At 58.7% G+C, this 13,931-nt stretch carries 12 protein-coding genes; 2 read left to right on the top strand and 10 right to left on the bottom strand.

Going from position 1 to position 13,931, the window contains the following annotated elements; translation table 11 throughout:
• Window positions 1–430: 430 nt before the first annotated feature.
• Both PYTT_RS02685 and PYTT_RS02680 read right to left on the bottom strand, forming a co-directional pair.
• On the bottom strand, window positions 431–661 hold the full coding sequence (locus tag PYTT_RS02685) for a hypothetical protein (RefSeq protein ID WP_067776539.1): 231 nt from the start codon (window positions 659–661) through the stop codon (window positions 431–433).
• Between the two features lie 21 nt (window positions 662–682).
• Window positions 683–2,206 carry an ankyrin repeat domain-containing protein gene (locus tag PYTT_RS02680; protein WP_067776536.1) on the bottom strand — a complete coding sequence of 508 codons (1,524 nt, stop codon included), beginning with the start codon at window positions 2,204–2,206 and terminating at the stop codon, window positions 683–685.
• Window positions 2,207–2,387: 181 nt separating this feature from the next.
• On the opposite strand from PYTT_RS02680, the gene PYTT_RS02675 reads away from it, so the two are divergent.
• Window positions 2,388–3,800 carry an MATE family efflux transporter gene (locus PYTT_RS02675; RefSeq protein WP_172801753.1) on the top strand — a complete coding sequence of 471 codons (1,413 nt, stop codon included), beginning with the start codon at window positions 2,388–2,390 and terminating at the stop codon, window positions 3,798–3,800.
• A 65-nt stretch (window positions 3,801–3,865) separates the two neighbouring features.
• Here PYTT_RS02675 and PYTT_RS02670 read toward each other — a convergent pair whose 3' ends face one another.
• From PYTT_RS02670 to purM, 4 genes are all read right to left on the bottom strand, one after another.
• Window positions 3,866–4,429 (bottom strand): hypothetical protein, encoded by a 564-nt coding sequence (locus tag PYTT_RS02670; RefSeq protein ID WP_067776530.1) that lies wholly within the window; start codon window positions 4,427–4,429, stop codon window positions 3,866–3,868.
• A 120-nt stretch (window positions 4,430–4,549) separates the two neighbouring features.
• Window positions 4,550–5,158 (bottom strand): RNA polymerase sigma factor, encoded by a 609-nt coding sequence (locus tag PYTT_RS02665; RefSeq protein ID WP_067776526.1) that lies wholly within the window; start codon window positions 5,156–5,158, stop codon window positions 4,550–4,552.
• Between the two features lie 36 nt (window positions 5,159–5,194).
• A complete protein-coding gene (locus PYTT_RS02660) occupies window positions 5,195–7,114 on the bottom strand; it encodes an amidophosphoribosyltransferase (protein ID WP_067776523.1) in 1,920 nt (639 codons plus the stop codon).
• A gap of 42 nt (window positions 7,115–7,156) precedes the next feature.
• Window positions 7,157–8,152: a phosphoribosylformylglycinamidine cyclo-ligase gene (gene purM, locus PYTT_RS02655; RefSeq protein ID WP_067776520.1), complete on the bottom strand. Its 996-nt coding sequence runs from the start codon at window positions 8,150–8,152 to the stop codon at window positions 7,157–7,159.
• Window positions 8,153–8,355: 203 nt separating this feature from the next.
• Here purM and PYTT_RS02650 point away from each other — a divergent pair, with 203 nt between their 5' ends.
• Window positions 8,356–9,276, top strand: a complete 921-nt coding sequence (locus PYTT_RS02650) for a hypothetical protein (protein WP_067776516.1) — start codon at window positions 8,356–8,358, stop codon at window positions 9,274–9,276.
• A 33-nt stretch (window positions 9,277–9,309) separates the two neighbouring features.
• Here PYTT_RS02650 and aroA read toward each other — a convergent pair whose 3' ends face one another.
• The 4 genes from aroA to PYTT_RS02630 are packed head-to-tail and all read right to left on the bottom strand — an operon-like array spanning window position 9,310 to window position 13,911.
• Complete coding sequence (gene aroA / locus PYTT_RS02645) at window positions 9,310–10,635, bottom strand: 3-phosphoshikimate 1-carboxyvinyltransferase (protein WP_067776513.1); 1,326 nt, start codon at window positions 10,633–10,635, stop codon at window positions 9,310–9,312.
• Window positions 10,625–11,686, bottom strand: a complete 1,062-nt coding sequence (locus PYTT_RS02640) for a peptidylprolyl isomerase (RefSeq protein WP_067776510.1) — start codon at window positions 11,684–11,686, stop codon at window positions 10,625–10,627. Before PYTT_RS02640 ends, aroA begins: the two co-directional genes overlap by 11 nt.
• A gap of 23 nt (window positions 11,687–11,709) precedes the next feature.
• Window positions 11,710–12,801 carry a type IV pilus twitching motility protein PilT gene (locus PYTT_RS02635; RefSeq protein ID WP_067776507.1) on the bottom strand — a complete coding sequence of 364 codons (1,092 nt, stop codon included), beginning with the start codon at window positions 12,799–12,801 and terminating at the stop codon, window positions 11,710–11,712.
• A gap of 27 nt (window positions 12,802–12,828) precedes the next feature.
• Complete coding sequence (locus PYTT_RS02630; RefSeq protein ID WP_067776504.1) at window positions 12,829–13,911, bottom strand: type IV pilus twitching motility protein PilT; 1,083 nt, start codon at window positions 13,909–13,911, stop codon at window positions 12,829–12,831.
• Window positions 13,912–13,931 lie beyond the last annotated feature (20 nt).

The raw sequence follows: 13,931 nt of genomic DNA, 5'->3' as shown, positions 1-13,931 counted from the left end.
GGATGGATAATCTATCAAAAAATGTTGAGCCAGAAGACGATGAACATGACGATTGGTAAAACGATATCACCCTTTTACTCGGAGACTATACATGATTGTAATCCGTGCATGGTACATGCATTGGGAGTACCCATCGGGGGCATAGACAGAAAGTGGGGAGCCTCCGAACCATCATATTATTGTCTCGGAATTTTTTAAAGTATCATCTTACGAAGAAGAATCTTTCATCTCTCTTTGCGTGAAAGACTATAGAGCCTTGTCATAATTTTCGATTGAAACGAAGTTTGCTCCATATCTAAACTACCCGTCAATTTCTATAGCTTTTCGGGTTTTCATCTTAAATGCACCTTTACACTGGACTGTACTCTCTCTCCGTGTTTTCAAGGCTTTTAACCCTTATCCAATGCTATCTCACCCCTCTTGACAAGGATCATTTCTGAATGGAGCTGCCGTGCAGGAAGTTGTATGTTTCGATTTTGCCGTGCGGCTCGGCAGGAGTGAAGCGGATTTGGTGGCCGGAGATGTCGCAGGGGGCAAGGCCGGGGGTGGTGGACAGGGGCGGTTCGTGCTGCCATTCGGTCCAAGGTATGAGTTGGCAGGATGTGATCGATAGGGCGAGAGTGGCCGCGAGCAGTGTTTGATATCGGATCAATGGGCGCATGGGTAGAGGCTGTTCGAAGTGTTATCTCTCGATTGGCAGTTTGGGGGCACGCTGCGGTTTGTTGAGTTTGACTCCGATCTTCATGAGGTAGAGGGGGAATTCTACGGAAGGGTGTGTTCTGGATGTTTCCTGTTCGTAGACCAAATCGAGAGCGGTCAAACCGTCGGGGGTGGTGGCGTTGATGTCGGCCCCCCGTTCAATAAGCAGGCGGATAAGGGATTGGTTGCGTTGAAGAGCTGCATTGATGAATGCTGTGCGGCCTTGTGAATCGCGGGCTTCTATGTCGAGGCCCATGTCGAGGAGGCGTTTGACGAGTTTTTCTGAATCTCGGCTGGCGGCAATGGGCAGGCACGCGGGATCGGCTTTCAATCCGTGCTGGAGGAGATCGTTCCAGATGGTTTCGTTGTATGCAGGGGCGTCCGCGAGGCATTCGGAGAATGTCATTTTAGGAGTGTTCAGAGAGTGGTCGGTGATTATTGCCTGTGGCAAGGCTCCATGTTCGACGAGGAGGCGTGCCATGCCGAGGTTTTCGTTCCGGCAGGCGAGCAGGAGAGGCGTACCGATTTGCGGGTGGGATGTGTTTGCATCGGCTCCTTGAGCCAGAGCCTGAATCGCCGTTTCCTGATCGTCGTAGATGGCAGCGAGCAGGAGTGCGGTATTTGGATGTTTTGCGTCGTAGTCCGGGGGTGTGTCAGGCTGAACGAGTAGTTCTCCGGGGAGGTCGCCGGCGGGTTTGCAATATTGTTCCGGGTGCCGGATTGATCTGAAGGGGAAGTCTTCCGGATATAGTGTGTATCTTCGGAATGTGCCTTCGATGGTGTCGCCTGAATAAAGCAGAGGGTTTTTCTGCTCGGCAATGAAGGGTGTGGCCAAGTGCCATTCTTCCATGACGAAGAATCCGGTGATGGGTTCACGTGTGCCTTTGATGATGATGTTGGCTCCCTTTTGGCTCTGGCTCCGGATGGCACTGTTCAATTGTATGAGCGTATCCCACTCTTTCGAGTTGCGCGTGGCGCGGATGGGGATGCGTGTTCCGGAAGTTGTGTAAGCATAGGCGTTGTGTCCAGTCCATGAATAATGGTATCGATAGAGTGCCGGGGGCGAGGAGGGGTATTGCGCCAGTTGCCGGATTTCTTCAAGGACGGTGGATGGCTGTATTTTGCGGATCAAGGGTGATTCCGGTTTTTCCTTGATGGCCTTTTCGATGAGAGGGAGTGCAAGCTGTGCCTGCTGGGCGAGGGTGGCGAATCGCGCCTTGTTGCTGTATTGCTTGTGGTCGATCCGGTCGTCCCATTCTTCGAGGCGGGAGGTGAATTGCTCCCATTCCTGTATAGCCTGTTGCGGGTCGGGAGATGCGAGGAGTTCGGGAATGCGGGGTATGAAGCGGATCCATTCGTCGAGGATGTTCCGTACGGTTTGCCTCGGTTGGTTGTTTTCGGCAGTGTGCAGGGAGAGTGAGGGTTGAAGTGTGGCGTGTGTAGTTTGGAGCAGGGAGCATGTCAGAGCTGCGATGATGCAGTAGGATGCGGGGAGGTGTAGTTTCATCGCCTGTTTTTATACCTTTTTGCCTTGCGGATGGCGAGAGGAATTTGCGGCCGGTTCAGAGGGAGCTGCGAGAGGGATGAGTGCATGCCGGTATGACGGGAGGAAAGGGAATGTCCGTGACATGTCCGTGTTCGTGTGTTACCCTCCGCCTGCCTTGACGGGAGGCTGTATGACGATGGCTATGATCAATTTGAAAGGTTTGGTGGATAAGACGGAGATGAAGCAGTTCCTGCTGCTGGCTTTGCCGTTGCTGATCGGCAATTTGTCTCAGACGGGCATGGGGGTGGTGGATACTTTGGTGGCAGGACGTGCCGGCCCTGACGATCTGGCGGCGGTGGCACTCGGTTTTTCGATTGCCACGCCGGTGACTTTGGCCTGTACGGGGTTGCTTTCGATTCTCGGGCCGATGATTGCGAGGTTGCGCGGTGAGAATCGCCATGGACGTATCGGGCATTTGATGCATAACGGCGTGGTGCTGGCTTTGATGTTGTCCGTGCTGGCGATGGCGGCGATGTTTTTTCTCAGTCCCGTGCTGGGATGGCTGGCAGATGAGGCTGCGGTGGGAGAGATGGCGGAGGATTATCTGATGGCCGTGATGTGCGGGGTGCCGGGGGTGTTGTGTTTTTGCGCTTTGAGGAGTTTGAACGAGGGGTTCGCGATGACGCGCCCTGCGATGATCGTGGGTATAGCGGCGTTGCTGGTGAATATTCCCGCGAATTATGTGCTGGTGTTCGGCTATTTCGGGTTGCCGAAGCTGGGTGGCGTGGGGTGCGGCGTAGCTACGGCATTGATTAACTGGCTTCAGTTGGGTGTGATGCTGCTGCTGGTGTGGTCGCACAAGAAGCATGCTCCCCACAGGAAGCAGATGGTGGCGGTGCGCAAGCCTGCGTGGAAGACGGTGGGTGCGATTTCGAAGCTTGGGTTTCCGCTGGGGGTGTCGCTGTTGTGCGAGGTGTCGTTTTTCAGTGCATCGACTTTGGTGCTGGCTCCGCTCGGGAAGATTGTGGTGGGCGCGCATCAGGTGTGCATCAATGTGTCTGCCATGGCTTTCATGCTGCCTTTGTCGGTGGCGGTGGCTTCTTCGATTCGCATGGCTTATTTCGTGGGGCGCAAGGATTTGGTGCGGTTCGATTTGCTGACGCGTACGTCGTGTGCCTGCATGGCGGTGATTACGACGGTGCTGATGACGGTGCTGATTTGTTTTCGTGTGCAGATTGCGGAGTTGTTCCAGCCGGGGAATGCCTCTTTGGTCGAGGTGGCCCGGGTGCTGCTGGTGTTGTGTGCCCTGTACCAGATTCCGGATAGCATGCAGGCTTTATGCGGAGGGTTTTTGCGCGGCTGCCACGATACGCAGGTTATTTTCCGCGTGAATATGCTGTGCTATTGGGGAGTAGGTTTGCCGCTTTGCTATGTGTTGTCCCGTACTGATTGGCTGGTGCCTGCGATGGGGGCTGCAGGGGCATGGACGAGTTTTATCGTGGCGTTGTCGTTGACGGCGCTGTTGCTTGTGCGGCGTTTCATGAGAACTCGCCGTGTTTTGTTTGCCCGGATACAGGGGGAGGAGTCTCGGGCGAAGCAGGGCCGCCTTTCATAAATAAAAGAAAATGCCGCCATGCAGGCGGCATTTCGATAGATGAAGTTGTCGGGAGTGCCGGGGTTTCAGTATATGTCCGGGATCAATCCGGAGTTCGTCGAACCAAGGGGGAGGCGTTCGATGATTTTACTGTCGAGGTTTTCTTCTTTATGCTGGGGGAAGAGGCGGCTGTCGATCAGGTCGTGGCCGATGGTCGGCATTTTGTCGTCGGTGACAGGAGTGATTTGGATGTCGGTCGTTGTTTCCTGCGAGACGCGCCTGATTTCAGGCAGATGGGTGGGGGTGGGGTCGTAGATGCTGTCCTGCGTTGTATACTGGGCGGCAGGTTCGTCCTGCGGCCAAACGGTGTAGGAGACGGCTCCGACGGTGACGGCGAGGAGGCATCCGTATGCCCAGCTCCAGCCGCTGTTGTGTTCAAAGAAGGCCTTGAGACGTTCGCGGATGAGGCTCCGGACGGAATGATGCATGGCCTTGTGGGCGAGGCGATCCTTGAAGTCGGCGAGGAAGCGGTCTTCGAAATTCGCTTCCTTGGTCGGTTCGCGCCTGAGGGAAGCTAGAAGGGCGGAGAGCTCTTGTTCGCTTACTGTACAGGCAAGGGGATCGTCTTCTTTTGTAGACTCTGTTTCCATGATGTATCGGATGGTGTGAAACGGTGTTACCTTGGTGCGTGATCGCTATGGCTAAGGTATGAAGTGTTGACGCTTCGGGGGAGGCCGATGTTCAATTTTTTTGGGTCTTGCGGAAAAAAACTAGGATACTTCGTCGGAGAGCATTCCCTGCAGCTGTTTATGCGCGTAGTGGAGGCGGGAGCGCAGGGTGCCTTCCGAGATGTGGAGGATGGCTGCGATTTCCGCATAGCTCATGCCCTGTATGTCGAAGAGGGTGACTACTTCACGGTGTTTTTCGGAGAGGCTGCCGAGCGCTTTGCCGAGTTTGGCCTTGAGGTCGCTGATGTAGGCTTGCCGGGCAGGGTCGGAGGTGATGGAGGTGTCGGCAAGGCGTACGTCTTTTTCAAGGGCGTCGCCGTGTTCGTCGTTGTCGATGCTGTAGCTGTTTTCCCTTTTTCTCCGGCGCAGGAAGTTGCGGGCCTGGTTGGCCGCGATGGAGTAGAGCCAGGTGTAGAAGGTGCTTTTCCCGTTGAAGTAGTGGAGGGAGTTGTAGGCTTTGAGGAAGGATTCCTGTGCGATGTCGTAGGCGTCCGCTTCACTGCCGATCATTTGGTAGAGCATGGCGTGCAGCTTGCGGCTGTGCCTTCTGACGAGTTCGTCGTAGGCCCGCGTTTTTCCGTTGCGCGTGAGGTCGACAAGTTCGGCGTCGTCGAGCTCGTGGGGGTTGATCGGTTTGCTGCTGTCGTTCATGAGAGGCTTTGTGTCGATGAAGCTTCCTCTCCCGGTTCAGAGAGGGAGGGCATAGGATCGGCCGGTGCGGCCTTCATACCAGGCGATGTAGGCGGTGTTGACGGTGGTGTAGCCGCCGGGCGTGGGATAGTTGCCCGAGAAGTACCAGTCGCCGCAGGGTCCTTCGATGGATTTGTGAAGAGCTTCGATGCTCTGGAAGATGACCTGAACGGGACAGGCAGCATCGTCAGGGGTGACGAGGCGGGTGATTTCTTCCGAGATTTCGTCGTCGGTGAAGGGTTCGTAGATGGCTTTGACGCAGTTGATTCTCTGTTCTTTCGGCAGGGTCAGCTGCTGTTTGCACGCTTGGTAGGTGGCTTCGAGGATGTGGTGCAGTTCCCGTTTTTTCAGGAGGGAGACGGCGGCTTGGAAGGCGATGAATTTGCCGAGTTCCGACATGTCGATGCCGTAGCAGTCGGGGTAGCGGATTTGCGGTGCGGTGGAGGCGATGACGATTTTACGCGGGCGCGCCCGGCCGAGGATGTGGAGGATGGAGGTTTTGAGCGTGGTGCCGCGGACGATGGAGTCGTCGATGGCGACGAGGGTGTCTTCATTGCTGACGGCGCCGTAGGTGAGGTCGTACACGAGGGAGACGAGCTGGTGGCGGCTTTTTTCCTGCGTGATGAAGGTGCGCATTTTGATGTCTTTGTGCGCGATTTTTTCAGCACGCGGCCAGCGTCGCAGGATGGCTTCCTCGATGAGGTCTTCGGTCATGGTGCCGTTGCGGTAGGCTTCGAGGAGGCGTTTGTGGACGCGCTGGCGGCGGTAGAGCCGGAGTCCTTCGAGCAGGCCGTAGTAGGCGGTTTCCGCGGTGTTCGGGATGTAGGTGATGGCGGCTTTGTCGAATCCTCCGTCGAGGGAGGCGACGACCTGTTCGGTGAGGGCTGCTCCGAGGGCTTTGCGTTCGCGGTAGATGATGGGGTCGTTGCCGCGGGAGAAGTAGATGGATTCGAAGGAGCAGGGGGTGGGTTCGAGGGGCTTGGTGTAGGTGCCGAGCCGGACGGTGCCGTCGTTTTTGACGCAGAGGATGTGCCCCGGTGCGAGTTCCTGCACTTCTTCGCTTTCCTTTTCCAGTACGCTCATGAGCGGGACGCGTTCGGAAGCGATGGCGATGTATTCATCGGTCATGACGTAGTGGCAGGGGCGGATGCCGTGCGGGTCGCGCAGGCAGAAGAAGTCGCCGTTGCCGACTGCGCCGAGGATGGTGAAGCCGCCGTCCCAGCCTTGGGAGGCGCGGCTGACGATGTCCACCATGTCGATGCGTTCGGAGATTTTCTGCGGGATGTCGGAGCCGGGGATGCCGGCATCGCGGAGTTCGCGGTAGAGGTCGGTATGGGCTTCGTCGAGGTGGAAGCCGATTTCTTCGAGGACGGTCTGGGTGTCGGTGCCGAAGACGGGGTGTTGCCCGCGTTCGATGAGGCGCTGGTTGAGTTCACATGCGTTCGTCATGTTGAAGTTGCCCAGCAGCATGAGGGAGCGCGTGGCCCAGTTGGTGCGGCGCAGGTAGGGGTGGCAGGAGCCTTCGTCGAAGCGGCCGGAGGTTCCGTAGCGGAGGTGGCCCATGAGGATTTCTCCGCCGAAGTCGAATTTGTTTTTGAAGGAGTCGGCATCGGAGGGGGATATGCCTCCTTTGCGGATGAGTTTGCGGACGCGTTTCTGCTGGCTGTTGAAGATGTTGCTGAGTGCGTCCTTGGTGGCGTCGCGGGAACGGAAGATGTAGGGTTCTCCGAGGGGCATGCCGAGCTTGATGCAGCCGATGCCTGCGCCGTCCTGCCCCCGGTTGTGCTGCTTTTCCATGAGGAGGAAAAGCTTGTTGAATGCCCACATGGGGGTGCCGTATTTGTCGGCGAAGTAGGAGAGGGGTTTCAGCAGGCGGATGGCCGCCACGCCGCATTCATGATGTAGAGGGTCGCTCATGGTTGCTCCGGGCTCGGGTGTTGCCGATGTTCTGGTCTGTGATTATTTGACGGTGACGTTGATTCCATGCCCGGGGCGGAGCGTGCCGATGACTGTGCCGCCGGGACCGGCCTTGACGGCTTGTTCGACGTCTTCGGGTTTGACGATGGCGACCCAGCCGATGCCCATGTTGAAGGTGTTGAAGCGGTCGTGTTCGTCGACGTAGGCGAGGATTTTCTGTGCACCTTCGTTGTCCCATGCGGGGATGACGAGGTCTGCACCGTAGTCGCCGAGGAAGCGTTCGAGGTTTTCGGGAAGGCCGCCGCCGGTGATGTGGGCGTAGGCTTTCGGGATGATGTTCATGGAGCGCATGTCGTTGACGACGTCATGGTAGAGGCGCGTGGGAGCAAGGAGGGTGCGAAGGTCGCTTTCGGAGATGACGTCCGGGTTTTCTTCGATGACGCGGCGGACGAGGCTCCAGCCGTTGGCGTGGAAGCCGTCCGATTTGTAGCCGATGAGGATGTCTCCGGTGGTGACGGTGGTGGGGTCGATGAGGTCTTTCTTTTCGGCGCAGCCGATGCAGAAGCCGGAGAGTTCGACGATGTTTTCAGGAACGACGCCGGGCATTTCCGCCGTTTCGCCGCCGGCGAGGATGCAGTTGCAGTCCTGCAGGTAGTCGCACATGCCTGCGACGAGGCGGGTGATGCGGGGGCGTTCGGTTTCGAGGTTGGAGATGCCGAGGTAGTCGAGGAAGAGGAGGGGGTCGCCGCCGGTGGTGAGGATGTCGTTGACGTTCATGGCGACGAGGTCCTTACCGGCGGTTTCGAGCATGTCGAGCTCGAAGAGGATTTCGGTTTTGGTGCCTACGCCGTCGCATCCGGTGACGATGACGGGTTCGCTGTAGGAGCTGAGGTCGTATGCCGCGGCGAACAGTCCGAAGGCCTGATGCAGTTTGCGGTTTTGCTGGGTGCGTTTGACATGCGTGCTGATGTCGGATACGAATGCCTGAGCCTCTTTGGTATCGACTCCCGATTGCTTGTAAGTCAGTTTTCCGGACATAAAGAATATTGGCGGGGAATGTGCGACCAATGGTACACCAGTAAAGGAGAAAGGGCGAGCCTAAAACGCGTATTGCGATTCTTTCTTGTCCGGGGCGGGGTTGGAGGTGCGGAGTGTGTTTTTTGCCTCTGTATGTTTCGTTTGCGTTTGCGGGCGTCTTTTTGGATTGCACGGGGGCAGCGCTGCAGGTAGGATGTTGCCGCATGCCACCGCCGCGCAAGTCGTCCGAGTTTCCGAAACGCCCGATCCATGGGGATTGGCGTGTGGAGGTGTCGGGTAAGGATGTGCCGGAGAAGGTGCCTCCGCTGCGGCGTATCTGGCAGGGTTGCCGGAGCCGTGCCGTGCACCGGATGCAGGTGGCTGCAGCGGCGGGTACGTATGAGGATGTGCAGGGGGAGGCGGGTTTTTTCGAGCCGATGCGCCCGCTGACGAAGTGGCTGCGGAGGCTGATCGGGCTGTTCGTGCTGCTGCCGGTTGCGGTGGTGGGATTGATGGCTCTGGTTCAGCAGTTGTCCGCCCGGGAGATCGATGTGAGTTTCTTTTCTTCGGTGGCGGTGTGGTATTCGCTGATGGGGATTTTGCTGTGGTGCGTGATCGGGTTCAGCCACGTGTGCGATCTGGCCTGTATTTATTTGTATGTGCTGGGGCACGAGTTGACTCATGCCGCTGCGGTGCTGTGCAGTTTCGGGAAGGTGGAGAGTTTTTCCGTGACGGTGGAGGGCGGCTATGTGGAGACGACGAAGAATAATCTGTTTATCGCGCTGTCACCATATTTCATTCCTCTTTGGGCATTGCTGTGGATGGGGCTGATGTCCCTGCTCCATATGTTCTGGACGTTTGCGGGGTATGAGGAGCTGTTTTATCTGGGCGCGGGGTTTTTATGGGGGTTCCATTTGTACTGGACGGCCTGGATTATTCCCCGCGAGCAGCCCGATCTGGACGAGAACGGGACGTTTTTTTCGTTTATGCTGGTGTATGTCGTCAATTTGTTGACGATCGTGCTGATTCTCCGCTGTTTCGGGCTGGTGTCCCTGAGCGGTTTGGGCGCCGATTTCATGGATCGCCTGCATGCGGTGGGCTCGATGCTGGCCGATGTGGCGGGGTGGCTGCGGGCGCGGTTTTGAGCGGCAGCAGGATGCTGCCGGTTTGTTGCCGAATCAGCGGGATAGTTTGGCGAGGTGGCTGGCGAAGCCCGGGTAGGAGGTGTCGATGGCGTCTGCCGTGTCCAGCGTGGTGGTGCCTTCGGCATTGAGTCCGGCGATGAGGAAGCTCATGGCGATGCGGTGGTCTCCGTATCCGGGGAGGGCGCAGCCATGCAGCGGCGCTCCGCCTGTGACGGTGATGCCGTCTTCGTATTCTTCGACGTTGGCCCCCATGCGGCGGAGGTTGCCCGCGGTGGTGGCGATGCGGTCGGATTCTTTGACGCGCAGTTCTTTGGCGTTGCGGATGCCAGTGGTGCCTTCGGCGAAGGCGGCGGCTACGGCGAGGATGGGTATTTCGTCGATGAGGTTGGGGATTTCTTCCGGAAGGATGTCGGTGGCGACGAGGCGTGCGGGCGTGCGAACGGAGATGTCGCCGTAGGGTTCGCCTTCGTGTTCTGCGCTGCGTAGGGTGATGCGGATGTCTGCTCCCATGCGGCGGAGGACGTCGATGACGGCGGTGCGCGTTTCGTTGAGGCCGACGTTGAGGAGGGTGATGTCCGAGTTCGGGCAGATGGTGGCAGCGACGAGCCAGAAGGCGGCGGAGGAGATGTCTCCGGGGACGGTGATGTCTTTTGCCCGGATGTCTGCCGGGCCGGTGGTGGAGATGATGAGGCCGTTTACCGTGTAGGGGATGCCGAAGTGGGCGTAGAGGCGTTCGGTGTGGTCGCGCGTGACGGCAGGCTGTGTGACGCTGGTGGTGCCTTCCGCAAAGATGCCTGCCAGCAGGACGGCGCTTTTGACTTGCGCGCTGGCCATGGGCAGGTTGTAATGGATGGGCTGGAGGCGGGTTCCGCGGATGAGGAGGGGGGCGCAGCCGGGTTTTTCACCGAGGGCGGTGATGTCCGCACCCATGAGGGAGAGCGGCTGGATGATGCGCTGCATGGGACGCGAGCAGAGGGAGGCGTCGCCGTAGAGTTTGCTGGTGAAGGGGAGGGCGGCGAGGATGCCTGCGAGGAGGCGCATGCCGGTGCCGGAGTTGCCGCAGTCGATGTCCTGGGCGGGAGCTTGCGGCTGCATGCAGCAGCCTTCGAGGATGAAGTCGGTGACTCCGTAGCCGGGTGTTTCCCGGAGGGGGGTGATTTTGGCGCCGATTTGCTGCATGGCGCGCAGGGTGTTGAGGCAGTCCTGGCTGCAGAGGTAGTTTTTGACGGTCATGCGCCCGGCTGCCAGCCCGCCGAGGATGGCGACGCGATGGGAGATGCTTTTGTCTCCGGGGATGGTGATGGTGCCTCGCAGTCCTTGAGTCCGGCGTGTGGAGAGGGTGTGGGCGCTATTGGTCATGATGCTGGATTTTTTTCTTGAAGAATGCTTCTTTGCGCAGTTGTTCGCGGTATTGTTCGGCGGCGTATCGGGTTTGCCAGTTGAGGATGGCGGTGCGGAGGCTGTCTTTGACGTCGTCCAGCGGCGGGATGCTGCCGGGGGTGATGTCCGAGGCGAGGAAGATGTGCCAGCCGAGTTTGCTTTGGAGGAGGACGGGTTTGCCTGCGGGGAGGGTTTGTTCGTCAAAGAGAGCGAGGTCGGAGAAGGGGCGTCGGGTGTTGTCGTGGATGGTGCCGAGATTGCCGCCGTTCGGTGCGGTGCGTTCGTCTTCGCTTTGCGTGCGTGCGAGTTCGGCGAATTGCTGTTTGAGTGTTTCGGGGTCGGTTTGTGCGGCCAGTTTCGCGTAGGTTTCTTTGGCTTTGGCTGCGAGCGTTTCCGGTTCCTGATGGAGGGAGGCGTAGAAAATGTGGCCGATTTGCCGGGAGGCAGGGGTGGCGAGTCTGTTTTTAAGGCGTTCGTAGTAGGCGGCTACGTTTTCGTCGGTGGGGACGATGTTGTCGTCGATGGAGCGGTGGACGGTGGCTGCTTCCTTGAGGCGGGCTTCGATTTTGTCGGTGAGCGAGGCGCGGGTGTATCCCTGTGTTGCGAGCCATGCCTCGAAGTCTGCCGGGTCGCTGTGGCGGGCGGCCATGCGTTCGACGCTTTGTTCGGCTTCTTGCCGGGTGTCGGGGAGGCGCATGTCGTTGGCGCGGGCTCGCAGGCGGAGCAGGGCTTCATCGATGAGGCCGAGTTTGACGGTGCCGGGCAGGGCGGTGGCAGTTGTCGCCTCCCGATGGCCGGAGGCGAGGGCGATTTCCCTGGTGCGGCGATCGTACTGGTTTTTGGTGATGCCTTCGCCATAGACGACGGTTTGAAGGGGGGAGTTGTCGTTGGGCGGTATGCGCAGGGCGCTGAAGTGGCGTTCGAATTTTTGGGCGAGCGGGCCGTGCCAGACGTAGAGGTCTCCCGCCATGTAGAGGAGGATGGCGGAGAAGACGTAGAGTTTGATCGCGAATTTTTTGATCGGAGTCATGGCGGCGGGAGGCTGGCTGGGGGTCAGGCGCCTCCGGCATCGCCGAGGTGCTGCAGGCTGGCGGGGAGGAAGCGTTTGAAGCGGGATTTGTCGATGCTTTTCATGTAGGCTTCTTCAGGGGAAACGATGCCTTGCTGGAGTTTTTGCCAGATGGCGTCGTCCATGAATTGCATTCCCATGGCTTTGCCGCCGACGATGACGTCTGCCAGTTTCTGGGTGGCGCCTTCGCGGATGATGGCGCTGACAGCGGGGGTAGCGAACATGATTTCGTTGACGGCGACGCGGCCCGGCTTGTCGATGCGTTTCATGAGGAGCTGGGCGACGACACCCCGCAGGGAGGCGGCGAGCATGGTGCGTACCTGCGATTGCTGGTCGGACGGAAAGACGTCGATGATGCGGTCGACGGTTTTGCGGGCGTTGTTGGTGTGAAGGGTGCCGAAGACGAGGAGGCCGGTTTCGGCCGCAGTGAGGGCGAGCTGGATGGTTTCGAGGTCGCGCATTTCACCGACGAGGACGATGTCCGAGTCTTCGCGCAGGGAGGCGCGGAGGCCGTCCGCGAAGGAGGGCGTCTGGATGGGGACTTCGCGTTGCGTGATGATGCTTTGTTTGTTGGAGTGGACGAATTCGATGGGTTCCTCGACGGTGATGATGTGGCGCGCCTGGTTGGTGTTGATGTAGTCGACGAGGGCGGCCAGTGTGGTGGATTTGCCGGAGCCGGTCGGTCCTGTGACGAGGACGAGGCCGGAGCGCATGTCGGCGAATTCGCGGACGGCGTGCGGGATGCCGAGGTCGTCGAGGGTGGCGATTTTGGTGGGGATGAGTCGGAAGACGGCGGCGAGGCCTTTTTGCTGTTTGAAGTAGTTGCAGCGGAAGCGGGAGTTTTCGTCCATTTCGTAGGCGAAGTCGAGGTCGCCCGTCTGGAGGTATTTCTGGAAGGCGTTCGGTTCGCAGATTTGTCCGAGGAGGCGGTGGATGGTGTCGTGGTCGAGGATTTCCTCGGAGATGCCGGTGACGCTGCCGTGGACGCGGATTTTGGCGGGTTCGCCTTCGCTGAGGTGAAGGTCTGAGCCGCCGGATTCAATCAGGAACTGGAAGTAATGGTCGATCTCGTTCATGAGCCGGAAAGAGGTAAGGGGTGCGGTTTAGTGGATGCCGAGGAATTGCTTCATGAGCGTTTTGTTGTCGGCGCGGTTGAGGCAGTCCTGTGCGGTGATGAGGCCGGATTTGTACAGTTGCTGGAGGGAGTCGTCCATGAGGCGCATGCCCTGTGCTTTCCCCGTCTGGATGATTCCGGGGATCATGAAGGTTTTGCCTTCGCGGATGCAGTTGGCGATGGCGGCGGTGTTGACGAGCATTTCGAGAGCCATGACGCGGCCGTCTCCGCTGGCTTTGGGGATGAGCTGTTGGGAGAGGATGCCGCGGAGGGATTCGCTGACCATGATGCGGATCTGGTCGCGCTGTTCGTTCGGGAAGACGTCGAGTACGCGGTCGATGGTGCGTGCGGCGGAGCCGGTGTGGAGGGTGCCGAGGACGAGGTGGCCCGTTTCGGCTGCGGTGAGGGCAAGCTGGATGGTTTCGAGGTCGCGCATTTCACCGACCATGATGACGTCCGGGTCTTCGCGGAGTGCGCCTCGGAGGGCTCGGGCGAAGGATTCGGTGTGTTTGTGGACTTCTCGCTGGTTGACGTGGCAGTTTTTGGAGGGGAAGATGTATTCGATGGGGTCTTCCAGCGTGATGATGTGGTCGTGCCTGTCGGTGTTGATGAAGTCGATGATGGAGGCGAGGGTGGTGGATTTGCCGGAACCGACTGCGCCCGTGACGAGGATGAGGCCGTTCGTGTAGCGGGTGAGGGGTTTGATGTATTCGGTCGGCAGGCCGATTTCCTCCATGGTGCGGATGGTGGTGTTGATGATGCGGAAGCAGATGTCGTATCCGAGGCGCTGGCGTACGACGGAGGCGCGGTAGCGGCCGTATTCGTTCTGGTAGGCGAAGTCGACGTCGCCTTTTTCGCGAAGTCGCGCCCATTCGACATCGGTGAGGAAGCTGTTGACGAGCATTTCCGTGTCGGCTGGCTGCAGTTTCGGAGCTTCCGTCCAGATGGGTTGCAGTTGTCCGAAGCGTCTCCATGTCGGTGGGCAGTTGACTGCAAGGTGAATATCGGAACAGGAGAATTCCTGTCCGATTTTCAGGTATCCATCGACGTGGGGAAGGATGTATTCGCTCATATGCGTGGCATTCAGGTAAA

It is taken from the genome of Neoakkermansia glycaniphila (assembly GCF_900097105.1).
Lineage (GTDB): Bacteria > Verrucomicrobiota > Verrucomicrobiia > Verrucomicrobiales > Akkermansiaceae > Akkermansia > Akkermansia glycaniphila.
The sequence above is the reverse complement of the archived record's forward strand: the minus strand, read 5'-3'. Positions and strand labels throughout refer to the sequence as shown.

Coding starts and splice junctions, on each gene's coding strand:
- PYTT_RS02680 (WP_067776536.1), bottom strand. CDS start 2,206: ATGAAACTACACCTCCCCGCATCCTACTGCATCATCGCAGCTCTGACA.
- PYTT_RS02650 (WP_067776516.1), top strand. CDS start 8,356: ATGCCACCGCCGCGCAAGTCGTCCGAGTTTCCGAAACGCCCGATCCAT.
- PYTT_RS02665 (WP_067776526.1), bottom strand. CDS start 5,158: ATGAACGACAGCAGCAAACCGATCAACCCCCACGAGCTCGACGACGCC.
- PYTT_RS02640 (WP_067776510.1), bottom strand. CDS start 11,686: ATGACTCCGATCAAAAAATTCGCGATCAAACTCTACGTCTTCTCCGCC.
- PYTT_RS02670 (WP_067776530.1), bottom strand. CDS start 4,429: ATGGAAACAGAGTCTACAAAAGAAGACGATCCCCTTGCCTGTACAGTA.
- PYTT_RS02675 (WP_172801753.1), top strand. CDS start 2,388: ATGATCAATTTGAAAGGTTTGGTGGATAAGACGGAGATGAAGCAGTTC.
- PYTT_RS02635 (WP_067776507.1), bottom strand. CDS start 12,801: ATGAACGAGATCGACCATTACTTCCAGTTCCTGATTGAATCCGGCGGC.
- PYTT_RS02660 (WP_067776523.1), bottom strand. CDS start 7,114: ATGAGCGACCCTCTACATCATGAATGCGGCGTGGCGGCCATCCGCCTG.
- PYTT_RS02630 (WP_067776504.1), bottom strand. CDS start 13,911: ATGAGCGAATACATCCTTCCCCACGTCGATGGATACCTGAAAATCGGA.
- aroA (WP_067776513.1), bottom strand. CDS start 10,635: ATGACCAATAGCGCCCACACCCTCTCCACACGCCGGACTCAAGGACTG.
- PYTT_RS02685 (WP_067776539.1), bottom strand. CDS start 661: ATGCGCCCATTGATCCGATATCAAACACTGCTCGCGGCCACTCTCGCC.
- purM (WP_067776520.1), bottom strand. CDS start 8,152: ATGTCCGGAAAACTGACTTACAAGCAATCGGGAGTCGATACCAAAGAG.